Genomic DNA, 22290 nt, shown 5'->3' with positions numbered 1-22290 from the left:
TTATTCCCCTTCCCAAATCTTTCTATATATAAGACTAATAGTTATAATATATCATAATTAGAAGTCATTTTTAGCCAAAAAAAATGAATCCGTCGTTTAGTCATGATTTAAAAGAATAAATAAGGGAAAAAAGACGAAAAGCTACATCCAATCCACAATAAAAAATAGGATAATAAGCCCATAAATTCACAATGTAAACACGTTCATGCCCTCGCTGCCAGGCGTGTTAATTATCCGTATTTTTCCAATGAAAGGGTTTAGACGAAAAGGATATTAAACATACCGTGTTATGTTACATACATTTGCGGACTAATTTGGCATTCGACAGCCATTACGGCTCCCCAAAACCCGGACCTGAGGACTCCATTGACTTCTGAGCGGCGATTTGAGTCCGCAGATCATGTTCCAGAGGACTCCATTGGCTCCTGAGCGGCGATTTGAGTCCGCAGATCATGTTCGAAAGGACTTATCTGATACTAAACAGTTTTCTTTTCCATGCCAGAAGGTATTTTAAGGTAAATCAACGCGCCTGCCTCGCTGCAATTATTACAGCTTGTTCGGGGTGTAGAACAGCATATGTACATGTAAATCTACATAAGTAAAAGGAGTAATAAGTAGGGACTGCTGAATAATAGAAAAAGACTGGCACATAAGCATTTTCCGTTGGTGTTGTCAAAACTGGATGCAAGGAAATCCATCCTATAAGCAAAAAACCCTTGCACTTCTGGAAACGTACGGAGGGATGGTGCTGCAATGGCGAGACTCCAGCGGAAAAACGGACGCGTCAAGCCCCCGCAGCGCCGGTTTTGCGCGAGGAGGCTTGACCGTTCGTCCGCGGAAAGCGAAGCCATGGAAGCGACATCCCGGCTTCAGCTGATAGCTGCAAGTTGTTCAGCAATCCCTAAGTAATGAAAATATGTTCGAAATGAAGATTATGTGAGGGAGAGGGATTAAGTGAAAAAGACCTTCTGTCTGTTGTTCGTCGTGGCATTATGTTTGGCCGGTTGTTTTGGGGTGAATGCGGACGTTGCGTATGAGGATGCGGAGGAAGTGTTGACGCGTGAACTTCAAGCCGAAGGAGTGACAGGAATCGATATTGCTTCACAAGAAGCCACTTCTATCATGGAGGAGGGCGAAGATCACTATTTGGTGCAAGGGCAAATGGAAACCGACGATGGACCCGGAGAATATCAATTGGATTTGGAATATGACTCCGATGGATATTGGTACGAGATCCATTGGGTGATTTACTAAAAAATGTGGCCGGTGTTGGCTGCATTTTTTTATTTTTTTGCAGGATTTTTGTTTTAAATGGCGAAGCCATAATCATTAAGCATAAACGGGGAGGATCATTGATGGGGGTAAAACAAGTTTTTTATCGGCAATTATCCGCTTGTCATGATGAGAACCATTGGTTTGCATGCCTTCAGCAGGCGCTCGCGGGGGTCACGGATGAGCAGGCGAATTGGAAACGGGAGGCAGCCGACCATAGTATCCATGAAATCGTCAATCATCTTATTGTATATAATAATCGTTGTCTGGAGCGCTTCAAAGGAGAACCAGTCCCTCCAATTGAAGAAGGAAATGAAGCTACTTTTCGAAGCGGTGAAAATCGGGATTGGTCTGTCACCGTGGCCCAGTTAACAACGATGATGGATGAATGGCTGCACATCATTGATGGAACAACGGAATCTGATTGGAGAGCGCCCGTCCATGGAGAAAGCGGGGAGACGTGGGGGACGGTGCTTGCAAATATGATGATCCATACGAGCTATCATATTGGACAAATTGTATTTATTCGCAAACAGCAGGGGGCTTGGGACATGGAGGAAGAGGTGCGTTGACGGTATTTGGCTGATAAATCGTCAGTTTCGGCTGATATCCCGTTGTTTTTCGCTGATAAACGCCCGGTTTCGACTGCTAAAAATTGACGTATTTTCTCGGCTGCGTGTATAATATAATTAAATAAGTATTTCTACTGGGGGTGCCCTGCCGGGGCTGAGATGAGGAGAACCTCGAACCCTTGGAACCTGATCTGGACGATAAAGCCAGCGGAGGAAAGTAGATGAAGAACGGATACCATTCTTTCTGCTGTCCTTTGCTGTCTTAGGGCGGCTTTTTGTCGTTGCTTGGCAGGTAAGAAAGTACAAATCAACTTTCTTACCTGCATAAGTGCAACTAAGGCTTTTCGCTATAAAAGCTTGGCGAAAAGCCACGTTTTCTAAAAGATTGGTAGGGAGGCTAACCGTGACCTGGCATTTAATCACGACGAACAACTGCCCGTTTCACATTCAAGTAAGGCAGTTGCGACACGCATTGAAAAATATTGACATCGTTCATATTCGCGATAAGGAAGCTTCGCTGCAACGGTTAAAACAACAAATTGACCAGCTTTGTAAAATTGGACTACGACGCGAGCGAATTGTTCTTAATGAACATGCGGAAGCAGCGGCCGCGTGGGACTTGGGGGGTGTTCACTTGCCGAGCAATTCCTCGCTGACGGCAAAAGACGTGAAAAACAAGGCGCCGAATCTGCAAGTGGGGGCGTCGGTGCACAACCTCGAGGAAGCAAAAGCCCGGGCTGAAGAAGGGGTGGACTACCTTTATTATGGACATATATATCCGAGCGCGAGTAAACCCGACGTCCCGCCCCGTGGGACTGCGGCACTGCAATCGGTTGTGCAATCGGTTCGCATCCCCGTGCTTGCGATCGGAGGCATCACCCGGGACCGTTTAGGCGAAATATCCCGCACCGGTGCTTCGGGCATTGCGCTAATTTCAGGTTTTTGGGAAGCGGAAAAACCGGAAGAAGAGGCCATCCAATTTAATCGTTTTGGGCAGATGAATTATGAAACGACATGAATCGTATGATCTCATTATTGTCGGCGCAGGGATCATAGGGCTCGCGATCGCGTATTACGGAACACGGGCAGGGTTAAAAACACTTATTCTTGACCGTGGGGATGCAGGAAACGGCACGACATCGGCCGCCGCCGGTATGTTGGGGGTCCAAGTGGAACTGCAATCCCGAACGCCTCTGTATCCTCTCGCGAAAAAGAGCCGGGAATTGTACGCGCAATTGGCTGAGGAGTTGATGGCGCAAACGGGGACATCCATCGGCCGAACGGTTTCCGGCGCGATTAAACCGGCTTTTTCATCGGAAGAATGGAAAAAATTAAATGAAATTGAACGATGGCAAACGGCAGCCGGGGAATCGGTGCAATGTTTAACGGCTGCACAATTGTACGAACACCTTCCCTTCCTCGCCGATGGGGCAGAGGGTGCCCTTTATTTTCCTGAAGAAGCGCACGTGGAACCTGTGCAAACAGCTTCTGCCTTCCGACAAGCAGCGGTGCTTCAAGGCGCTGAATTGAAAACGTATACCGGCGTGCGCGCTCTGCTTCAAAATGGCGATCATTGCGAAGGGGTCCTTTCGGCGAGCGGCGAGGAATTTTATAGCGAACATGTCGTTCTGGCAACCGGTTCTGATTTGTTTGAGCTTTCCGCGGATCGAAGTGTGCTACCGATTGAAGGGATAAAAGGAGAGGCGATTCGCGTGCAAGGGAAGCATCCGCTCGTCACGAAGACGCTCTATCATGAACATTTCTATTTCGTGCCGAAGCCAAATGGCGAAACACTAATCGGGGCGACGTCCGAGTTATCGCGGGATCGGAGAACAACGGTGCAAGGCATCGGCGAAGTACTCCAGCGTGCGCAACAGTTGCTCCCTGAAGTTGCGCACGCGAAAATCTCGAAAATGTGGGCGGGTATTCGTCCGCAAACGACGGATGGCCTTCCCTTGATGGGGCCTCATCCTTCGATCCGCGGATGTTGGCTCTGTGGCGGTCACGGACGCAATGGTATTTTATTGGCGCCGGCTTCCGGGAAGGAAATGGTTGCCACGATCACGAGTGGAAAGATGGAAGCTTTACAGGCGTTTCGGCCTAATCGAAATCATTAAGGGGGAATAAATCATGCATATCAAAGTAAACGAAGAAACGATGGACGTCCCTGCAGATGTGAAAACGATTGAAGATTTCCGTGTGCATGCTAATTTGGCAGATAAAAAGGCAATGATCGAACACAACGAGGTCGCGCTCAAGCCCGACGAATATAAAAAAACGGCGCTCGCCGAGGGCGATCAGATATTCGTTGTCCGTTTTGTGGGAGGAGGGTAAAAATGTTGAGAATAGGGGATCGAACGTTCCGTTCAAGATTGTTATTGGGAACCGGAACGTTTCCGGATGTTGATGTGCAACGTAAAGCCGTGCAAGCGTCGGAGACGGAAATTTTGACGTTTGCCGTTGCCAAAATGAATTTGGATGACAGTGATGATGATCTCGTTTCGGAATTTCAACCGGATACATTTTCCATGTTACCGAACACGGCTGGGGCAAAAACGGCGGAAGAAGCCGTTCGCATTGCAAAACTAGCTCGCACGTCTGGATTGAGTGACATGGTGAAGGTTGAAGTGATTGGGGATGATCAAACCCTTTTGCCTGATGCCGTTGAAACGTATCGGGCGACAGAAATGCTTTTGGAAGAAGGGTTTATCACTCTGCCGTATATTGCTGATGACCCCGTGCTTGCCCGCAAGTTGGAAGAGTTGGGTGCGCATGCGGTGATGCCGGGGGCTGCGCCCATCGGTACAGGGCGCGGGATATTGAACCCGCTTCATTTATCCTACATTGTGGAACAAGCGAACGTTCCGGTTATTGTCGATGCCGGAATCGGTGCGCCTTCCCATGCTTCATTGGCGATGGAAATGGGTGCGGATGCCGTGCTATTGAATCGTGCGGTTTCGCAAGCAGATGATCCTGTAAAAATGGCGGAGGCGATGAAATTAGCCATTCAAGCCGGGCGCTTAAGTTACGAAGCCGGACGTATTCCGGTGAAGCGTTTTGCGAAGGCAAGCAGTCCTCAGGAAGGTGTGTTTCATGGTTGATCGCTATGATCGGCAAACACGTTTTGAGCCGCTAGGAACAGAAGGGCAAGACCGCATTCGCACGGCGCATGTGCTGCTCGTCGGTTGCGGCGCGCTCGGCACGTCCATTGCGGACACCCTTGTGAGAGCGGGAATAGGCAAAATCACCATCATTGACCGTGATTACGTGGAGCTTCATAATCTCCACCGCCAGCGGCTTTTCACAGAAGAAGATGCACAATACAAAGTGGCCAAAGCCAAGGCTGTCGCCCGTTATCTTAAGAAAGTGAATACGGATGTGGAGATAGACGCCTACGTCCTTGATTTTCAGGTGGAAGAAGCGGCCAAGTTTGTGCCCGAGGTTGACTTGGTCATGGATGGCTCCGACAATTTTGAAGTTCGGATGCTAGTAAATGATGCGGCTTATCGTTACGGTGTTCCTTGGATTTACGGTGGCGTTGTCGGCAGCTATGGGCTGTCGCGTTCCTTTATGTTGGATGACGGTCCTTGCCTCCGGTGTTTGAGTCCGTATCTATCTTTAGATGAAACGTGTGATAACGATGGGGTGATCGCACCTGCTGTCCAAATGGTGACGGCGATGCAAAGTGCGGAAGCGATAAAAATCGTTAGCGGAAACAAAGAAGCGGTTTCCGAACGGTTGCGGTCGTTTGATCTTTGGAAAAATGAAACTGCGGCGATCGATGCCGGCCGCTTAAAAGACGAACATTGTCCCACCTGTGGGCCCAATCCGACTTATCCTGCCCTTTTTGGTGAGAAAAAAGGGAAGCAAATTCGAGTGTTGTGCGGTGGTGACACCGTACATGTCCGACCGCGGGAGCGAAAAGAAGTGCAGGTGGAAAAGCTGCAAAACGTAAAGCATTCAACGCTCTCTTCCGTACGTTTGCACGAAGATGTCGCGACCCTTAATTATGAAGGTTGTCGGGTCGTCTTGTTCAAAGACGGTCGGGCGCTCTTGCACGGCATTGACGAAGGAGATCGGGCAGAGAGGGTGTACGAACACGTTTTGGCATTGATCGATTAAGATATGCCTGATGCGTTGTTTGGCTCAACGTTTTTGCCTGTCTCTTTTCTCGATTTCTTCGGTCACGGCCATTGCCAGGTCGCTGTTTCCAAACATGGAGAGGACGCCGAGGATGGTCTCGTCTTCGATTTCACCGGCTTCTTTTTTTGGAACGGTTAATTCCAGTGTTTTTTCCAATTCTCCGTTTATCGGTTGGTCCGGGTGGGCGCGTTTGTATAAGTTGTGCGGGTCCAGGTCTTGGTTGACGCACCATTGGGCGAAGACGAGGATCATCATGTTTTCATCTTGCCGGTATTGGTCAACGACTTGTTTTTCGATGTCTGTTTGATCCAATTTGAGGTCTCCTTTTTTTAATCAGTGTAACAGTGTTGAGAAGTGATGCATAGCGCTTGCCATCGGGATAAAATTGCTTGGGTTCCAGCTGCGAACCTGGGCATTTTTTTGTTGGTTTGACGAATGCTATTGGCATGGAGGTGTTTTGGTGTGCAAGCAGATGTCATGATTATCGGCGGGGGGATCGCGGGGTTGCAAGCAGCGATTCAATTAGGGCGTTATGAGCGCAAGGTGACGGTGATTGATGAGGGGAGCGGCCGTTCTATGCTTTGCCGGCAATATCGAAATCTTCTCGGTTGGCCGGACGGGATCAGCGGAAGGGAACTTCGCAAAGCAGGACGGAAACATGCGAGCAACTATGATGTTGATTTTATGGATGAAAAAGTTATCCGATTGGGAAAGGAGCGATCGGGATTTCGAGCAGAAACGGAAGACGGGGGTACGTATCACGGAAAGAAGCTGATACTGGCTACGGGGGTGACTGACGCTAACCCATTTCCGGAACTTGAGCCTTGTTTCGGCATGAGTGTATACATCTGTCCGGATTGTGATGGTTATGAAATTAAAGAAAAACGTACCCTTGTGCTTGGGTCCGGGCGTGCAGGTGTGCGGATGGCGTTCGATCTTGTGCGTTGGACGGATCGGTTGACGTATGTGAGCCATGGAAGTCAGTCGCCTGTTGCCGAAGAGGAAAAAAGACAATTGTCGGAAGCCGGCATTGGCCTTCATGAAGGAAGGATTGAGCGCGTTCATCTGGAAGGGGATCAATTTGCCGGAGTGACGCTTGATGATGGCACAGCGTTGCAGGCAGAAAAAGCGTTTATTGCTTTTCCCGGCAATGTTGTTCATTCGGATTTAGGGAAGCAAATTGGAGTCGAACGCTTGGAAAATCATCACGTTCTTAATGATACCCGTACAAAAATGACGAACATTCCGGGGGTATGGGCTGCCGGTGATCTCGCCGTGCATTCCGAACAGGTGGCCATTGCCATGGGGGAAGGGGCGCAGGCAGCCGTTTGGGTTCAACGGTCGCTAATGCAAGAAGAATCTTGAAAAAAGCCGTCGTTCACGGCTTTTTTTGCAGGTAAGAAAGTATAAATCAACTTTCTCACCTGCATAAGTGCAACTAACACTTTCGCCATTTTTGGCGAGAAGTCAAGTTTTTTTAACGTGGAGGGATGTGTTGAATTCGGTGAAGGTGGGAGCTTTTTCCGGATCGTAATGGAGCGTGATTTCGATTAGCTTGAGCATCAATTCTTGGCGCAGGTCGTCTCTTTCCCCGGGAGTCGTTTGCCATAGGCAATTTCTTATTTTCGGTTCAAACTGATGGATCAACGTTGCGAGTTTTTCCCGGTCGCCGCGTTGTGCTTCTTTTACATAGTGACGGATCATTTAGCGATTTCTCCTTTCTTGTGCTGCCTCGTTGTGGAGGATATTTTCCAATCGCTCAATACGCCTTTCAAATCGATAAAAGAGATAAACGGCGAACAAAAATGGCAAACCGAATTGTCCTAAAAATTCAAGCATCATTTTCCCACTTCCTTTGCAAAATAGTGCGAAGACGTTTAAGCGCGTGCGAATGCGTTCGGGAAATGGCTTGCGGGCTTACGTTCAATAAGCGCGCGATTTCATTGTTTGTTCGCTCGTAGCCATATCGTTCAATAATAACGATTTGTTGTTTAGCTGTTAATTGGCGCAATGCGTTCGTCAGTTCAACGTCTTCACTCCATGTGCCAAGGTCGCTCGTTTCGGTGATGATATCGGGCATATTTTCACATGGATACCAAATGGTTCCGGTTTCGTGGAGGTTGTCCATCATGAGACGCTGGTTATCCCTTTGTTCCCGTCGGCGTTGGTCATATTGGACGGAAGTCCAATACAGTGTTTTTGTTAAATAGTACGTAAACTGCACATTCGCATAATGGTCCTTGAATGCTTCGTTCAGTGCCCGGAATGCACCGTGATTGGGAAAACAAACCGCTTGTATGAAAATGTGCTGATATTCATCGTATTCAAGAAAACCTTGAAAGATTTGCTGTTTGGCCAGTTGAGGATTGTTGTCGAAAAATATGGCCATCCGAGGGCATTCTTTTTTGAGTTGCTCTATCGTGTCGTGATTCATTGACTCACCCTCCCTTTTGTCTATAGTGCAGAAAGGAAAATTGAGGAGCTTTTTTCAACATGAAACGAACATTTGTTCTAAAATTATAATTCCTAGAAGAAAAAATTGCAAGCCGGGAAGACATACGACTGAGCTACCTATGGAGCCCGAAATCAATGGAGGTAGGTCATTTTGGTCGCCATGACCACCGTCACCTCCATTCGCGCACAAATTGAAGCAAAAAAAGCTTGACAAATAACCTATTCAATGGTTTAATAATAAAACTAACATCCTTTTGATCTCTCCCTCTATATTTATTCAATATTGAAAATTATTAAAAATGAATAGGAAGCGTGTGATGCACATAAGGATAATGATAGAAATATTGGAAGGTGACAAATATGAAAATGCAACGTTTGTTGTTGATATTGAGCGCGATGACTGCCTCAATATTCTTTTTCTTTTTCGGTCTCATTACTTCTGTGGAAGCCATTAGTACGATCGCCCAGGTTCTAGGTTTTTGTGGGATTGTTTTTACAAGCTTGTATGGTTTGTTGAGCAAGAGAACGAAAAAGGAATTGTATGAAGAAGAAAAATTGCAAATGTAAAAAAAGGCCCCTTTATCCGGGGCCTTTCATCATTAGTGCGGCATGCTTCCGGAAGGAAGTTGACTTGTCATGCCCGAATATTCCTGGAACGTTTGTTGAATCGTTTGTTGTGGAGCTCCTTCAAGGGCATACCATCCCTTTTGAAACATGGTGTTGAATAAATCACGCGCGCATTGATCGGTGTCGTTACAGATGGAATTGATTTCTTGGTATAGTTGCATATGGCTAGCTTCATTCATGGCTGTGCCATACGAAGAAGTCATGTATTTTTCTGTGGACAAAAGATCGGTAATAAAATCTTTATCGTTCATTTGTTGTGTTTTTGGGACGTTTGTTTGGGGGTTTTGTATTTTTTGCCCTGAAATGGTTCTCATCTCCTTTATTGCGTGTGTTGTTGTAAGAGAGAAAGAAGCGTTTGATAATGGTTTTCATGCATTTGCGCAACACGTTGGCAAGCACTTTTAATATCGTTGTCGTTGCACTGCCCTGCATAAAAGTTTGCCTTCTTTGTGGCGGTAAGGTTCCAGTTCAACATATCGGACAGATAAAGCTGATCTTTTGTGGAAAGCACTTTAGGCGGTTCCATCATCATGTTTTGCTGCCCTGATTGCCCGGGTTGTTGTTGCATATCCATTCTCCGTTCCTCCTTTATCCTAGACTAGTTGCTAGCTTCACCAAACGAAAAGGAAATATGCAATATGTGTTGCTAAGTCAGGAAAAATCTTTTATAGTATAGACAGATACTGATTTCATGTTTATCACAAAAAGCAAATGCGCTGTTTGTGAATCCTTATTGAGCTTTAATGAATGAACATTCATTCAAAAAAGGGAGGCTAATGATGAAGAAAAATATCCAACGTGCAGCAGTACTGGGTTCCGGTGTGATGGGCTCCGGTATTGCCGCGCATCTTGCTAACGTAGGCATTCCGGTATTGCTCCTTGATATTGTCCCTAATGAATTAACCGATGATGAAAAAGCAAAAGGATTAACCTTAGACGATCGCGCTGTCCGCAATAGGCTCGCGGCCGAGAACAAGAAAAAATTGTTCAAACAAAACCCCGCACCGCTTGCATCAAAAAAGAATGCAAACAAAATTGAAGTCGGGAATTTTGAAGATGACATTGGACGTCTTGCCGACGTGGACTGGATTATTGAAGTCGTCGTGGAAAAATTGGAGGTCAAACAGCAACTTTTTGAAAAAGTGGAGCAACATCGCTCGCCCGGCACCATCGTGACGTCAAATACATCCGGGATTTCAGTCAATGCCATGTCTGAAGGACGGAGTGAAGAATTCCGGCGCCATTTCATGGGCACTCATTTTTTCAACCCGCCTCGTTACCTTCACTTGCTTGAGGTTATCCCGACAAAAGATACCGATGCCGATGTGCTGGCTAATATGAAAACGTTTGCGGAAGAAGTGCTTGGGAAAGGTGTTGTGGAGGCGAAAGACACGCCAAATTTCATCGGCAACCGTATCGGGACCTACGGCCTTCTCGTCAGTGCCCGGAAAATGAAGGGAATGGGGCTGTCCATCACCGAGGTTGACTCCATTACGGGCCCGTTGATCGGCCGTCCGAAAAGCGCCACGTTCCGAACGCTTGATGTCGTTGGTCTGGACACATTTGTGCATGTAGCCCGCAATGTCTACGAGCAAGTGGAAGGCGAAGAACGAGACATTTTTGATCCTCCCCAATTTTTAAAAGACATGGCGGAAAAGGGTTGGATCGGCGCAAAAGCAGGGCAAGGCTTTTATTTGAAAAAAGGGAAGGGCGAAAACAAAGAAATTTTGGAACTTGATCCTGAAACAATGGAGTACCGCCAAGGCCAAAAATTAAAAGCACCCTCTGTCCAAGCGGCGGAACAAGCAAAGGGAAAAGCGGCGAAAATTCAAGCACTCGCGTATGCTGATGATAAAGCCGGGGAATTTACGTGGGACACATTAAAGGCCTCGTTGATTTATTCGGCGGAAAAAAGCGATGAAATCGCCAATGACATCGCGTCGATTGATAACGCCATGAAATGGGGATTCGGTTGGGATCTAGGCCCCTTCGAAGTTTGGGATGCCCTTGATGTCGAACGTTCTGTTAAAAAGATGGAAGAAGAAGGCGAAAATATGCCCGCGTGGGTAAAAAACATGCTCAACGCCGGCTATAAAAGCTTTTACAACGCCGCCGGTGACTTTTATCACAAAGGCGCTTATCAAAAACCGGACATTAATGAGAAAGAGATTGACGTAGCAACGCTTCTGAAAAACGAAGCGAACGTCATCACGAAAAACGCGGGAGCTGTTCTTACCGACCTCGGTGATGATGTAGCAGCCCTGACCTTCACATCCCCGAACAATTCAATTGGGTTAGACGTTATCCAAATGGTGAATAAAGCACTTGATGAAGTGGAGAAAAATTACAAAGGACTCGTCATTGCCAACAAAGGAAAGAATTTCTGTGTCGGCGCAAATCTTATGATGATGCTCATGGAAGCGCAAGATGATGCATTTGATGAGCTCGATATGGTTATTCGACGCTTCCAAGGCATGACATCGCGTATTCGTTACAGCAAAAAACCGGTCATTGCCGCACCTTTCCAAATGACCCTCGGCGGCGGAGCGGAAATTTGCTTGCCTTCGGCGAGTATCCAGGCTTCAACGGAAACGTACATGGGCTTGGTGGAAACCGGCGTAGGACTTATTCCCGGGGGAGGCGGAAATAAAGAATTATACATTCGCGAACTTGAAAAAATCCCCGAGGATGCCGACATTGACTTGCAACCGGTAGCGAATGCCGTCTTTGAAAAAATCGCTATGGCCAAAGTGGGGACATCGGCACAAGAATCAGCGGAAAACGGATTTATGAGCGATCGTGATGCCATTATCGCCAATAGCAACCACACGGTTTGGTACGCGAAACAAAAGGTACAGGAACTGCATGAAAAAGGATATCAGCCTCCGGTTCGCCAAGCCATTCCGGTTGTCGGCGAAACCGGATATGCAACGATGTTGCTTGGTGCCAAGTCTATGCGGACCGGCGGCCAAATCAGTGACCACGACTTAAAAATCGCCGGTAAACTTGCGTTTCTAATCGCCGGCGGACGTGTGCCTAAAGGAACGAACGTTGATGAGGATTATTTGTTAGACCTTGAAAGGGAAGCATTTTTAAGTTTAATTGCCGAACCAAAAACGCAACAGCGTATGCAGCATATGTTAAAAACCGGAAAGCCTTTGCGTAATTAATCGGAAAATACTTGGTCTATGAAAGAAAGGTACAAAGATTGGGAGGGGAAGCTGTTGAAAGAAGCGGTTATTGTAGCTGGAGCACGGACACCCGTAGGAAAAGCGAAAAAAGGAACGCTTGCGAATACAAGGCCGGATGACTATGCAGCGGCCACGATTAAAGAAACGTTAAAACGGGCAGGGGATTATGACGCCTCAAAGATCGATGATGTCGTGATCGGGTGCGCCATGCCTGAAGCAGAACAAGGGATGAACGTGGCACGGAGTATTTCCGCGTTGGCAGAATTGCCGCATACCGTACCTGCCGCAACGATTAATCGTTACTGCGCTTCGGGTTTGCAAAGCATCAGTTACGCGGCAGAACGCATTATGCTCGGACACTCGAAAGCGGCGATTGCCGGCGGGACGGAATCGATGAGTCTTATTCCGATGGGCGGACACGTGATCGCTCCAAACCCGAAACTTGTGGAAGAGGCTCCGGAATATTACATGCAAATGGGCCATACCGCTGAACAAGTAGCGCAAGAATTTGATGTGAGTCGCGAGGATCAAGATGCGTTTGCGGCAGAAAGTCATAAGCGGGCAGCGGCAGCGATTGATGCAGGTCGATTCGACGACGAAATCGTTCCGGTGGAGGTCAAACAACGCTCGGTCGGAAGTGACAATAAGTTGCAGGAGAACACGATTACGTTTTCCCGTGATGAAGGGGTTCGCCCGGATACGACGGCAGAAAAACTGAGCGGCTTGCGTCCGGTGTTTCATCCGAAAGGGAGCGTGACCGCGGGGAACGCCTCGCAAACGAGTGATGGCGCTGCTTCCGTCCTTGTCATGGACCGAGAGATGGCTGAAACCGATGGCCTCAAACCCCTTGCCAAGTTTCGCGGGATGGCTGTTTCCGGTGTACGTCCCGAAGTGATGGGCATCGGCCCCGTAGAAGCGATTCCGAAAGTGCTTGATATTGTCGGATTGGAAAAAGGTGATATTGGCCTTTTCGAATTAAATGAAGCGTTTGCTTCCCAATCCTTGCAAGTGATTCGCGAACTGGGCATTGATCACGACAAAGTGAATGTCAATGGCGGAGCGATTGCGCTTGGACATCCGCTCGGTTGCACGGGCACGAAGCTCACGCTTTCATTGATTCATGAAATGAAGCGTAGGAATGAACAGTTTGGCATCGTCACGATGTGCATCGGCGGCGGCATGGGTGCAGCAGGCGTGTTTGAATTACTATAATTGTAAGGGAGCGATTACAAATGGCAGAAACCATGAAAACAAGCATTAAAGGCGGCGGCTTTTTACTGGATGAAGTGGACAAGGAGGATGTGTTTACACCGGAGGAATTTACGGAAGAACACACTATGATCGCGAAAACGACGGAAGACTTCGTTGTAGGAGATGTGGGTCCACAGATTGATCGCATTGAAAACCATGAATTTGACGTTTCCCGGGATCTTTTAACGAAAGCCGGAGAACTTGGGCTGCTCGGTGCGGATGTACCTGAGAAATATGAAGGGCTGAGCCTCGATAAAATCAGTTCAACCCTCATTACCGAGAAGTTTTTCCGAGCCGGTGGTTTCTCGCTCAGTCACGGCGCCCACGTTGGCATTGGTTCCCAACCGATTGTATTTTTCGGGAATGAAGAACAAAAGAAAAGGTATCTTCCGGATCTCGCGAGCGGAAGAAAAATTGCGGCTTATGCGTTGACCGAACCAAGTTCCGGTTCCGATGCGCTTAGTGCGAAAACAACGGCCGTTCTGAACGATGCAGGAACCCACTACGTTTTGAACGGGGAAAAACAATGGATCACAAACTCCGCTTTCGCTGATGTATTCGTCGTTTACGCGCAACTCGATGGCGACAAATTTACTGCATTTATTGTGGAGCGTGAATATGACGGCGTCTCGACCGGTCCTGAAGAGAAGAAAATGGGCATCAAAGGATCCTCGACGCGGACGCTTATTCTTGAAGATGTTCAGGTGCCGAAAGAGAATGTGCTCGGTGAAATCGGGCGCGGGCATATCATTGCTTTTAATATTCTGAACATGGGCCGTTACAAACTTGGTGTCGGCTGTCTCGGGGGGAGCAAACGCGCAATTGAATTAGCGGCGAGCTACGCCACTGAGCGGAAGCAATTTAATACGCCAATTGCCCGTTTTACAACGATCCAGGAAAAATTGGCTTCGATGGCGGCGAAAACGTATGCCCTTGAAAGTTCCATCTACCGCACCGGCGGACTGTTCGAGAAGCAATTGGGCGAGCTGACGGAAGAAGAACAAGAGGATGGTTCACGAATCGCAAAAGGCATTGCCGAGTACGCCATTGAGTGTTCATTAACGAAAGTCGCCGGTTCGGAAACCTTGGATTATACGACGGATGAAGCCGTTCAAATCCATGGCGGCTACGGCTTTATGGCGGAATATGAAGTAGAGCGTATGTATCGTGACTCCCGTATTAACCGTATTTTTGAAGGAACGAACGAAATTAACCGCCTCCTTGTTCCCGGGACGTTAATCCGGAAAACGATGAAAGGGGAACTTCCTTTCCTCGATAAGGCAAAAGGCCTTCAAGAAGAACTCATGGCTTTCATGCCGGAAGAACCTGGAGATGAGCCGCTGGAAAAAGAGAAATATCTTCTCGCCAATGCGAAGAAATTATTTCTCATGGGAACGGGAAATGCCATGCAAAAATACGGAGAGAAAATCGAAGATGAACAAGAACTTCTTTTGAATACGGCGGATATTGTAAATGAGATTTACAACATGGAATCGGCAATCGCGCGTACGGAAAAAGCGATTGAGCAAAATGGCGTGGAAAACGAAGCGATGAAACTTTCGCTTACCCAAGTTATTTGCGAAGAAGGGTTGCAAAACATTGAAGCAGATGTCAAAGAATCCCTCATCCACATGGAAGAAGGAGACAATTTGCGCACCATGCTTTCCATGGTAAGAAAACTTACCCGCCGCACACCGGTCAACGTGATTGGCGTAAAGCGGGAAATCGCCGACAGAGTCATCGACAAGAAAAGGTATGAGGTATAAGAAAATCAACCCGCGCCGTTCGGATGGCGCGGGTTTTTGAGGTTGTCGGTGTTTAAGCCTCGTTTATGGCGAAGTCAAAGTTTATTGTTATGTCCCTCGTTTAAGCTTAAGGTTATACAATGCAGATCCAACTGCAATCGTTGCTATAAAGTAAGGGCCAATGAATATAAGTAATAAATAAGCCACAGACGCACAGTTAAACCCATGATCCTCACAGTGAATGAAATCTGCCGTCCCCCATTCATAACCCCCCAAAAGAATTAGCAAGAAGATAATTCCTGATGTAACTAACATGGGGATATAAACGAACCAGTCTGTTTTAAAAAATTTATAAAAAATATAGCTTGGAATAAACGCAAGTAACAGATAACCCAGTATCCAAGACATAACTTCTTCATTCGCTCCAATCTTAAATAGGGACTGCTGAATAACGGAAAAAGACTGGCACATAAGCATTTTCCGTTGGTGTTGTCAAAACTGGATGCAAGGAAATCCATCCTATAAGCAACAAAACCCTTGCATTTCTGGCGTCCCTGAAAAGCAAAAAACTTTCAATTTGGGGGATGCAGTTTCCCCTTCCCCATACAGGTAACGCCGGAAACTCACTTGGTTAGCACTTATACCTTTTATTTGTTGCCTCTTAGGCACCCAAAATTAATCAAAAGTGTTCCTGGGACATCGTCGTTACATAAAAACACCCAGCCAGATCGCGTTAACGATCGCGAGCAGCAGCATTATTTTTTCACATGTAGAAACTTGCTGATTATCATCGATGTTCATTTTAGTAACAAGAATGGCGGAAGCGGCGACAAATACGAGCACCCCTAAGGCTGCCCATAGCCGTTCCGTTCCCATCCAAAAAATGCATACTCCGGTTAAAAAAAGATAAAACAGAGCCGGCAAACGGCTAAACGATTGGCCGAATGTTTCCATTGCCCATACGACAGATGTTCGTTTCTTTGGCGCAGCGTGCTGGTCGGCAATCCGGTCAGGGATATGGTGAACCATGACCCATGACACGCAAAAGAGGGCGTTGATCGTAGCGTTTTGCCATGCCCACAAGGGAATGGCATCCAATGCTAGCCACGCGCCGGCTAATCCAAGCGCCAGCATAGATGGAAACAAACTAAATACTTCACCTGCAAACGGGCGGTAACTGAGTTGGAGGGGAACCCGTGAATAGGAGGCGGCAGCCCATACACCGATTAATAACAACATGGAAATTTCATAGAATCCAAGGAAAACAAGCGCGATACAGGCAAAAATAATGGCATAAATCAGGCGGTCGCCGAGCTTTTCCAGGTCCTCAACAGAAAAATACCCATCTTGCGTGACGCGGCTTCCGCCCGAGAGAATTGCCGGACTGTGTGCATCCGTGCCTGATTTATAATCGGATACATCATTTAACATATGGGTGAGCACACCGTGGAAGAAGAGCGCACCGACGGTTAGCATCATAAAAAGAGAGAGGACGGTATCCGTTGAGATCGAGTAAAATAAGATGAGTGGAAGCATGGTAGATAGAATAGTCGAAAAACTTGAAGAGGCGACAGCCATAAGTCGCAACAATTGCCAACTTCCTTGGATGATGGTTAGCGCTCGGGTTGCCATGATAGGAAAAGCTCCTTTTTGTTGAGAGGTGTTCCTATTATAATATATTTACTCGCTGAAACGGGGAAATTTTTCAATCTCTATAGTATAAACGTTTTCAAAAATATCGTATAATGATGAGTGAACCTTACGGTACATAAAGGGGGTTAAGATTTGCTTACCGTTTTTAGTTATCCGCCATGCGGCACTTGCCAAAAAGCAAAGAAATGGTTGGATGCCCATGACGTACCTTATGAAGAGAGACATATTGTTAAGGAACCGCCGACACGTGAGGAACTCAAGGACCTAAAGGAAAAGAGTGGCCTGGAATGGAAGAAGTTCTTTAATACGAGCGGAAAAAAATATCGTGAAATGGGTTTAAAGGACAAGCTTCCGGAAGCAAATGAAGAAACAATCATCGATTGGTTATCGTCGGATGGCATGCTTATTAAACGGCCGATTGTGACCGATGGAAAAACCGTCACACTTGGGTTTAAGGAAGCAACGTTTCTCGATAACTGGAAGTAAACTATTTGATAAGGAGGAGATATTATGGCGTCACCAAAAGAATTAAAGTATTCGGAAGAACATGAATGGGTAAAAGAAGAAGGGGACAAGGTTCGAATTGGGATTACATCCTTCGCGCAAGACGAACTTGGCGACATCGTATTCGTTGAACTTCCGGAAGTGGGCGATCAAATTGAAGTGAATGAGCCATTTGGCAGTGTGGAATCGGTAAAAACCGTCTCCGAACTTTACGCGCCGATAAGCGGCAAAGTGGTGGAAATCAACGAAGAACTTGAAGATTCTCCGGAATTCGTCAATGAATCTCCATACGACAAAGCTTGGATGGTCGTCGTCGAGCCTGCCGATAAAGCTGAATTGGACGAATTGATGAGTGCTGAGGCGTATGATGAAATGGTTGGTGAAGAATAAAAAAGGAGCTACTCCCAATGGGGAGTGGCTTTTTGTACAATGCTGAGTATACAATATAGGCTTTTTTTACAAGGAGAAGAGAATATGGGTTTTCATAACAAACCGACAACGTTTGTTGAGCACGTGACGATTAAAGTAGAAAATTTGGCACGTTCCATTCAATTTTATAAAGAGGTCATTGGCTTTAAGGTTCTAGAACAAACAAAAACAACCGCTCAGTTAACGGCAGATGGAAAAACCAGTCTTGTCTCAATCGAACAACTTAAAAAAGCACTACCAAAACCAAGCAGATCGACAGGGTTGTATCACTTCGCTTTACTGTTACCTCGTCGTGCCGATTTGGCGAATATCATTAACTACTTTATTGAAAAAGGCGTCCGTGTCGGTTCCTCGGACCATTGGGTCAGTGAATCTCTTTATTTATCGGATCCGGATGGAAATGGGATAGAAATTTATGCAGACCGTGATTCGTCGGAATGGGATTGGGAGAACGGGCAAGTAGCGATGGCCGTGGACCCGCTCAATGTTCCCGGTATTCTTTCCGAAAAGAAAGAAGGAGAGTTATGGAAAGGATTGCCTGCCGGCACTGTTATGGGCCATATCCATTTACATGTGGCAGATTTGCAAAAGACGAAGCCTTTTTATACCGAAGGGCTCGGTTTTGATATTGTGAGCAAACTCGGGGATCAAGCCCTTTTCATCTCCAGTGGTAACTATCATCATCATATAGGCTTGAATACTTGGACTGGGGTGGGTGCGCCCGCGCCACCGGATAAAAGCCCCGGCTTGAAATTTTTCACGATAAATTTGCCGGATGAAGCAACGAGGGAACGCGTCGTAGCAAATGTTGAAAAAATCGGAGCTGCTGTGACAAAAGAAAATGGGGTTTTTGTCACGACGGACCCTTCAGGGAATCGTATTCATTTAGAGGTTTGAACGTCTCCGATGGTTTCTCGGATGGGCGCGAGGTTGAATGATAACTTAACGCTTCTGTCTTCTTTTCAGGAAAAACAAGACGGCTGCTCCTATCACCAGCAAGGGTATAATCACAGGGGACAAACCGATCATGAATATGACCAATCCGGAGAAGAGGGAAACCAGCACATTCACTGTATCCGTGAAAAGACTTGTTGCTTGCCCCCATATATTCAATGATTCCCGATCTTGTAAGGTGGAAGCGGCAACCTCTTGTATATCAATGTTCACCGTAGAATATGCGACGTGATTTTCCAAATAATTCATACGTCCCTCGATTTGTTCGATTTCTTCTTGGGTGGAAGCTAGATCATCGGAAATATCGAGAAGATCTTCTGTGTTTTCTGCTTCTTCCATAAACGCAAGCAGGCGTTCTTCAACCGTCTCCTTGGATTGGAGGCGTGATTCTAAATCGACGTATTCCTCTGTGACATCATCTCCGTAAGTGGAACGTTCCAACACTTCCGTCCCTATGGCTTCCAATTCATCCAAAAACGAGGTGAAGTTTTCCTGTGGGATCCGCACCGAAAACGTTCCGCTCCGGTTTCCTGCTTCATCATCACGGTCATGAACGTTGGATTCAACGACATAGCCGTCCATTTGTTCCGCGTGCTCTTCAATTTGACGTTGGGCATCATCGAATTGATCCACTTCAATAGAAATATCCCCGTTGTAAATAATCATTTGATCCGACACATCAACGTCTGTTATGTCTTCCGTGCTGTCGTTCGTTTCTTCGTCAGTCGTTGAAACCTCACCTTCGGAGTCTCCCGTGTCGTCGGCTTCTTCGACTGCAAACTCGGCTTCATCATTACTGTGCGTGTCCGCTCGCTCGTGCTGGGCCGTTTCATCATCGCTGCATCCCGCGACCGCGAATCCTATAAGAAAAACGAAAGAATAAAAAAATCGACGAACCACGCTCCCCCTCCTTTAATGCACTCTTTTTAAATGTGACGTATTCCAGTTGTAAGTGTTACATATTTTCAATCTGGTTCCACTCGAATTAAAAACATCGATAACAACGGATAAATGATTGCCGGGATTAATCCGAGATAAAAGCTAAACAGTGGATCCGCTATCCAATTACTCATGAAACCGTAAACAAGGGTAGCAAGAAAAAAACTTACCGTCACATAAAAGATCAATCGACTCAAGTTGATCAGTGCTTTATCAAGCTCATTCTCCCGATAGCAGTTGGGACAAATGAGCTCGGTGTCTTTTAATCGTTTCTTGGCGCGTGTTCGGTACGGTATTTTTTTCTTGGTAGGTAAGAAAGTATAAATCAACTTTCTTACCTACATAGGGATTGCTGAATAGCGGAAAGCGAAGCCATGGAAGCGGCATCCCGGCTTCAGCTGATAGCTGCAAGTTGTTCAGCATTCCCTACATAAGTTGGGCGAAGGCTTTTCGCGATAAAAGCTTGGCGAAAAGCCAAGTTTTCTAACAATAATTACAATTTAAACCCGCCAACATGATCGCCTCCATGGTTCAGGATGAGTTGCCAAATGCCCGTGCGGTCACGTCTCGAATCAACCCCGGTAAAACCCGGAAACTAAATGGTTTATACAACCGTTCGCTCCATTGATGAGCGTCTTTGCCATATACCCCCATGTTGAGGGCGGGGATGCTCAGTTTGCGTATCTCGGAAAGGGGCACCTCGTAATCTTTGCCCCATCTGGGAAAGTTATCAATAAGCGCTGCCAGTTCGTCATCGCTTTCTTGGATTGCAAGATAACTGCTATCGGATATAAAAGGAAAAAAACGGCGGATGCGATAGGTTTCACCGCTTATCTTTTCAGATGCGGCAAGCGCTTCGTCAAGTGTTTTTAATAAGTGGTCATGGTCTTTCGCCCCTTCCTGCAAGTGATTATGGGGTAGGAACGGAGGAGCGTAAAAAAGAACGACTCTCGGTTTGCGGGCAGGATCCAACATTTGCATGGCTTCCACGATTTTGAAAAAACGTTCGCGGATGTCGAGGTGCCGAAAGGTGTGTGCGGTTTGTTCGATCGTATCGGCAACGGGAGCGTTCAATGCTTCCAATTCCTTTTTGAAAGCTTCAAACGTAGTGACTTCGACGGACCAATCGAGGTTTTTCGGATCCCTGCCCATTTGTTTTGTAAAAGCTTGATAGCGGCTTTCGTATTCTTTTGACACTTCTTCTGCCGATCTTCGCGCGATTTCCAACAACCGTGTCGTTGCTTCGTGTACAGTACGTTCATATAAACAAAAATTAAAATAGATGTAAGCGCTCGTTGCTGTTTGCACGTCATACGTTTGCTTGTTATCCCGTTGATATAAGCATGTCGGCGGCAAAATGAATTCCTCTTTCATTTGTTCGGCGATCTCAACATTGTTATGAAGTTCCAAGTTTAATTTGGAGGCTATCGATGTTGGATTCACCGTCGTCATCGTGTCGCCGACATGGCTTTCTTTTCCGGCTACATAAAAACACGGCAAAACTTTCCCGCATGTGCCCGTGTACATATAGCGCGTGCTGTCCCCTTCATATTGCGGAGAAATATAATCATTGTTGATGGCCGCCTTGTAGTGGATCCTCCATTCGTTTCGGAGATATTGCAACTCTGTGATTGCAGCCTTCATCCCTGCGTGTTCGCTTTCTTCGTCAGCGGTGATGAGCAGGAGGATATTGCCTGTCGGCCGTTCGTGTTCCGCGAATCGGAGCAGGTTCACGAGGTGAACCGCAATGCCGCTTTTCATATCCGCTGATCCGCGAGCGAACAACCAATCGCCGGTTGCAGCATCTTCCCTGATTTCTGTATTTGTCACATCATCGGAAAAATAGGCGAGCAACGCCTCCGGATCGAAAGCATGCGCACTCAGTGTCCCATAATCTTCAATGCCCACGGTGTCATAATGGGCATGAAAAAGGATCGTTTCTTTTGCGTTCGCCTTTCCCGGTAAAAAAGCAAACACATTCTTGCGCTTGTCATTTGGGATCGTCTGTAACCATATGTGCTCGGGATGTTTTTGGAAATATGGGAAGGAACGAATAAGCTTATGTAGATAATCGGATATTTCAATTTCGCCCGCGCTCCCGTTCGTGCTATCGAGAGCAACGAGCTTCATCGTTAACCATTCCGCCTGCTCTGCTTCACACAGCGTTGCCAACTGCTCATACATGATAGGAAAACTCCTCTCGGTGACATAGCTACATATATCTATTGTAACGCGCCAAACTTGACTATTGCTATATTGGGATTCGGAAACGAGACCATAAGATGCCCGAAACCGGTCCATGCCGCATGACAACAACGCATGCCCGATGAATCGTATACGTTGACAGCATAGGGGGCCGGTGCTAAAATAAACGCATTCATAGAATACTATTCTTATCTGGAGCGGTGGAGGGACTGGCCCGATGAAGCCCGGCAACCGGTAATGGCGAATTACAAAGGTGCCAATTCCTGCAAGGTGTTCATCCTTGGAAGATGAGACAGAAATGATGCGTAACCTTTCTGCTCATCGTAGGGCTAAAGGGTTATTTTTTTGGTA

The 22290-nt window shown here is 46.8% G+C and carries 26 protein-coding genes and 2 riboswitches; of the genes, 16 read left to right on the top strand and 10 right to left on the bottom strand.

Annotated features, from left to right (window positions below; translation table 11 throughout):
- The first annotated feature begins 682 nt into the window (after positions 1 to 682).
- From HUG20_RS16650 to HUG20_RS16615, 8 genes are all read left to right on the top strand, one after another.
- Positions 683 to 877 carry a hypothetical protein gene (locus tag HUG20_RS16650; protein ID WP_200085804.1) on the top strand — a complete coding sequence of 65 codons (195 nt, stop codon included), beginning with the start codon at positions 683 to 685 and terminating at the stop codon, positions 875 to 877.
- A 77-nt stretch (positions 878 to 954) separates the two neighbouring features.
- A complete protein-coding gene (locus HUG20_RS16645; protein WP_200085803.1) occupies positions 955 to 1254 on the top strand; it encodes a hypothetical protein in 300 nt (99 codons plus the stop codon).
- A 101-nt stretch (positions 1255 to 1355) separates the two neighbouring features.
- Positions 1356 to 1844 carry a DinB family protein gene (locus HUG20_RS16640; RefSeq protein WP_200085802.1) on the top strand — a complete coding sequence of 163 codons (489 nt, stop codon included), beginning with the start codon at positions 1356 to 1358 and terminating at the stop codon, positions 1842 to 1844.
- Between the two features lie 126 nt (positions 1845 to 1970).
- Positions 1971 to 2077, top strand: a riboswitch (TPP riboswitch).
- Positions 2078 to 2247: 170 nt separating this feature from the next.
- Positions 2248 to 2862, top strand: coding sequence for a thiamine phosphate synthase (locus HUG20_RS16635; protein WP_200085801.1), 615 nt, complete (start codon positions 2248 to 2250; stop codon positions 2860 to 2862).
- Entirely contained in the window at positions 2849 to 3961 is a 1113-nt protein-coding gene (gene thiO / locus HUG20_RS16630; RefSeq protein ID WP_200085800.1) for a glycine oxidase ThiO, read from the top strand. The genes HUG20_RS16635 and thiO overlap by 14 nt, the downstream gene beginning before the upstream one ends.
- A 13-nt stretch (positions 3962 to 3974) precedes the next feature.
- Entirely contained in the window at positions 3975 to 4178 is a 204-nt protein-coding gene (gene thiS, locus HUG20_RS16625; protein WP_200085799.1) for a sulfur carrier protein ThiS, read from the top strand.
- Positions 4179 to 4180: 2 nt separating this feature from the next.
- Entirely contained in the window at positions 4181 to 4945 is a 765-nt protein-coding gene (locus HUG20_RS16620; protein WP_200085798.1) for a thiazole synthase, read from the top strand.
- Entirely contained in the window at positions 4938 to 5966 is a 1029-nt protein-coding gene (locus tag HUG20_RS16615) for a ThiF family adenylyltransferase (protein ID WP_200085797.1), read from the top strand. Before HUG20_RS16620 ends, HUG20_RS16615 begins: the two co-directional genes overlap by 8 nt.
- Positions 5967 to 5990: 24 nt before the next feature.
- Here HUG20_RS16615 and HUG20_RS16610 read toward each other — a convergent pair whose 3' ends face one another.
- Entirely contained in the window at positions 5991 to 6299 is a 309-nt protein-coding gene (locus HUG20_RS16610; protein WP_200085796.1) for a hypothetical protein, read from the bottom strand.
- Positions 6300 to 6449: 150 nt separating this feature from the next.
- Here HUG20_RS16610 and HUG20_RS16605 point away from each other — a divergent pair, with 150 nt between their 5' ends.
- Entirely contained in the window at positions 6450 to 7352 is a 903-nt protein-coding gene (locus HUG20_RS16605; RefSeq protein ID WP_246476454.1) for an NAD(P)/FAD-dependent oxidoreductase, read from the top strand.
- Positions 7353 to 7454: 102 nt separating this feature from the next.
- On the opposite strand, the gene HUG20_RS16600 is transcribed toward HUG20_RS16605, so the two are convergent.
- The 3 genes from HUG20_RS16600 to HUG20_RS16590 are packed head-to-tail and all read right to left on the bottom strand — an operon-like array spanning position 7455 to position 8421.
- Complete coding sequence (locus HUG20_RS16600; protein ID WP_200085794.1) at positions 7455 to 7691, bottom strand: helix-turn-helix domain-containing protein; 237 nt, start codon at positions 7689 to 7691, stop codon at positions 7455 to 7457.
- Positions 7692 to 7829 carry a hypothetical protein gene (locus HUG20_RS16595; RefSeq protein WP_200085793.1) on the bottom strand — a complete coding sequence of 46 codons (138 nt, stop codon included), beginning with the start codon at positions 7827 to 7829 and terminating at the stop codon, positions 7692 to 7694.
- Positions 7819 to 8421, bottom strand: a complete 603-nt coding sequence (locus tag HUG20_RS16590) for a sigma-70 family RNA polymerase sigma factor (protein WP_200085792.1) — start codon at positions 8419 to 8421, stop codon at positions 7819 to 7821. Before HUG20_RS16590 ends, HUG20_RS16595 begins: the two co-directional genes overlap by 11 nt.
- Before the next feature lie 380 nt (positions 8422 to 8801).
- Here HUG20_RS16590 and HUG20_RS16585 point away from each other — a divergent pair, with 380 nt between their 5' ends.
- On the top strand, positions 8802 to 9008 hold the full coding sequence (locus tag HUG20_RS16585; RefSeq protein WP_200085791.1) for a hypothetical protein: 207 nt from the start codon (positions 8802 to 8804) through the stop codon (positions 9006 to 9008).
- A 32-nt stretch (positions 9009 to 9040) separates the two neighbouring features.
- Here HUG20_RS16585 and HUG20_RS16580 read toward each other — a convergent pair whose 3' ends face one another.
- A complete protein-coding gene (locus tag HUG20_RS16580) occupies positions 9041 to 9319 on the bottom strand; it encodes a spore coat protein (protein WP_246476453.1) in 279 nt (92 codons plus the stop codon).
- 68 nt (positions 9320 to 9387) lie between these two features.
- The gene (locus tag HUG20_RS16575; RefSeq protein WP_343073186.1) at positions 9388 to 9642 is read right to left on the bottom strand and encodes a hypothetical protein; all 255 of its coding nucleotides are present in this window, start codon (positions 9640 to 9642) and stop codon (positions 9388 to 9390) included.
- A 205-nt stretch (positions 9643 to 9847) separates the two neighbouring features.
- Between HUG20_RS16575 and HUG20_RS16570 the strand changes: the two genes are divergently transcribed.
- From HUG20_RS16570 to HUG20_RS16560, 3 genes are read left to right on the top strand one after another with little or no spacing between them, the layout of a single operon-like run.
- Positions 9848 to 12238: a 3-hydroxyacyl-CoA dehydrogenase/enoyl-CoA hydratase family protein gene (locus tag HUG20_RS16570; protein ID WP_200085789.1), complete on the top strand. Its 2391-nt coding sequence runs from the start codon at positions 9848 to 9850 to the stop codon at positions 12236 to 12238.
- Between the two features lie 54 nt (positions 12239 to 12292).
- Entirely contained in the window at positions 12293 to 13471 is a 1179-nt protein-coding gene (locus HUG20_RS16565; RefSeq protein WP_200085788.1) for an acetyl-CoA C-acetyltransferase, read from the top strand.
- Positions 13472 to 13491: 20 nt separating this feature from the next.
- Positions 13492 to 15276, top strand: coding sequence for an acyl-CoA dehydrogenase family protein (locus HUG20_RS16560; protein WP_200085787.1), 1785 nt, complete (start codon positions 13492 to 13494; stop codon positions 15274 to 15276).
- An 87-nt stretch (positions 15277 to 15363) separates the two neighbouring features.
- On the opposite strand, the gene HUG20_RS16555 is transcribed toward HUG20_RS16560, so the two are convergent.
- Both HUG20_RS16555 and HUG20_RS16550 read right to left on the bottom strand, forming a co-directional pair.
- Positions 15364 to 15663 carry a hypothetical protein gene (locus tag HUG20_RS16555; protein ID WP_200085786.1) on the bottom strand — a complete coding sequence of 100 codons (300 nt, stop codon included), beginning with the start codon at positions 15661 to 15663 and terminating at the stop codon, positions 15364 to 15366.
- Positions 15664 to 15960: 297 nt separating this feature from the next.
- Positions 15961 to 16887, bottom strand: a complete 927-nt coding sequence (locus tag HUG20_RS16550; RefSeq protein WP_200085785.1) for a prenyltransferase — start codon at positions 16885 to 16887, stop codon at positions 15961 to 15963.
- 153 nt (positions 16888 to 17040) lie between these two features.
- Between HUG20_RS16550 and HUG20_RS16545 the strand changes: the two genes are divergently transcribed.
- From HUG20_RS16545 to HUG20_RS16535, 3 genes are all read left to right on the top strand, one after another.
- Positions 17041 to 17394, top strand: coding sequence for an arsenate reductase family protein (locus HUG20_RS16545; RefSeq protein WP_200085784.1), 354 nt, complete (start codon positions 17041 to 17043; stop codon positions 17392 to 17394).
- Between the two features lie 24 nt (positions 17395 to 17418).
- Entirely contained in the window at positions 17419 to 17802 is a 384-nt protein-coding gene (gene gcvH / locus HUG20_RS16540) for a glycine cleavage system protein GcvH (protein ID WP_200085783.1), read from the top strand.
- Positions 17803 to 17886: 84 nt separating this feature from the next.
- Complete coding sequence (locus HUG20_RS16535; protein ID WP_200085782.1) at positions 17887 to 18738, top strand: VOC family protein; 852 nt, start codon at positions 17887 to 17889, stop codon at positions 18736 to 18738.
- Positions 18739 to 18783: 45 nt separating this feature from the next.
- Here HUG20_RS16535 and HUG20_RS16530 read toward each other — a convergent pair whose 3' ends face one another.
- The gene (locus HUG20_RS16530; protein ID WP_200085781.1) at positions 18784 to 19695 is read right to left on the bottom strand and encodes a DUF4349 domain-containing protein; all 912 of its coding nucleotides are present in this window, start codon (positions 19693 to 19695) and stop codon (positions 18784 to 18786) included.
- 570 nt (positions 19696 to 20265) lie between these two features.
- A complete protein-coding gene (locus HUG20_RS16525; protein ID WP_200085780.1) occupies positions 20266 to 21918 on the bottom strand; it encodes a M20/M25/M40 family metallo-hydrolase in 1653 nt (550 codons plus the stop codon).
- Positions 21919 to 22124: 206 nt separating this feature from the next.
- Positions 22125 to 22233, top strand: a riboswitch (SAM riboswitch).
- The last annotated feature ends 57 nt before the right edge of the window (positions 22234 to 22290 follow it).

Source organism: Salicibibacter cibi, from assembly GCF_016495865.1.
GTDB classification, from domain to species: domain Bacteria; phylum Bacillota; class Bacilli; order Bacillales; family Marinococcaceae; genus Salicibibacter; species Salicibibacter cibi.
This window is presented reverse-complemented; position numbering and strand designations above follow the sequence as displayed.

Bases quoted from the DNA above. Each gene is read 5' to 3' on its own strand.
- thiO (WP_200085800.1), top strand. From the start codon at position 2,849: ATGAAACGACATGAATCGTATGATCTCATTATTGTCGGCGCAGGGATC.
- HUG20_RS16555 (WP_200085786.1), bottom strand. From the start codon at position 15,663: ATGTCTTGGATACTGGGTTATCTGTTACTTGCGTTTATTCCAAGCTAT.
- HUG20_RS16620 (WP_200085798.1), top strand. From the start codon at position 4,181: ATGTTGAGAATAGGGGATCGAACGTTCCGTTCAAGATTGTTATTGGGA.
- gcvH (WP_200085783.1), top strand. From the start codon at position 17,419: ATGGCGTCACCAAAAGAATTAAAGTATTCGGAAGAACATGAATGGGTA.
- HUG20_RS16640 (WP_200085802.1), top strand. From the start codon at position 1,356: ATGGGGGTAAAACAAGTTTTTTATCGGCAATTATCCGCTTGTCATGAT.
- HUG20_RS16580 (WP_246476453.1), bottom strand. From the start codon at position 9,319: ATGAACGATAAAGATTTTATTACCGATCTTTTGTCCACAGAAAAATAC.
- HUG20_RS16615 (WP_200085797.1), top strand. From the start codon at position 4,938: ATGGTTGATCGCTATGATCGGCAAACACGTTTTGAGCCGCTAGGAACA.
- HUG20_RS16650 (WP_200085804.1), top strand. From the start codon at position 683: ATGCAAGGAAATCCATCCTATAAGCAAAAAACCCTTGCACTTCTGGAA.
- HUG20_RS16585 (WP_200085791.1), top strand. From the start codon at position 8,802: ATGAAAATGCAACGTTTGTTGTTGATATTGAGCGCGATGACTGCCTCA.
- HUG20_RS16595 (WP_200085793.1), bottom strand. From the start codon at position 7,829: ATGATGCTTGAATTTTTAGGACAATTCGGTTTGCCATTTTTGTTCGCC.
- HUG20_RS16590 (WP_200085792.1), bottom strand. From the start codon at position 8,421: ATGAATCACGACACGATAGAGCAACTCAAAAAAGAATGCCCTCGGATG.
- HUG20_RS16570 (WP_200085789.1), top strand. From the start codon at position 9,848: ATGAAGAAAAATATCCAACGTGCAGCAGTACTGGGTTCCGGTGTGATG.
- HUG20_RS16525 (WP_200085780.1), bottom strand. From the start codon at position 21,918: ATGTATGAGCAGTTGGCAACGCTGTGTGAAGCAGAGCAGGCGGAATGG.
- HUG20_RS16600 (WP_200085794.1), bottom strand. From the start codon at position 7,691: ATGATCCGTCACTATGTAAAAGAAGCACAACGCGGCGACCGGGAAAAA.
- HUG20_RS16560 (WP_200085787.1), top strand. From the start codon at position 13,492: ATGGCAGAAACCATGAAAACAAGCATTAAAGGCGGCGGCTTTTTACTG.
- HUG20_RS16535 (WP_200085782.1), top strand. From the start codon at position 17,887: ATGGGTTTTCATAACAAACCGACAACGTTTGTTGAGCACGTGACGATT.
- HUG20_RS16550 (WP_200085785.1), bottom strand. From the start codon at position 16,887: ATGGCAACCCGAGCGCTAACCATCATCCAAGGAAGTTGGCAATTGTTG.
- thiS (WP_200085799.1), top strand. From the start codon at position 3,975: ATGCATATCAAAGTAAACGAAGAAACGATGGACGTCCCTGCAGATGTG.
- HUG20_RS16575 (WP_343073186.1), bottom strand. From the start codon at position 9,642: ATGGATATGCAACAACAACCCGGGCAATCAGGGCAGCAAAACATGATG.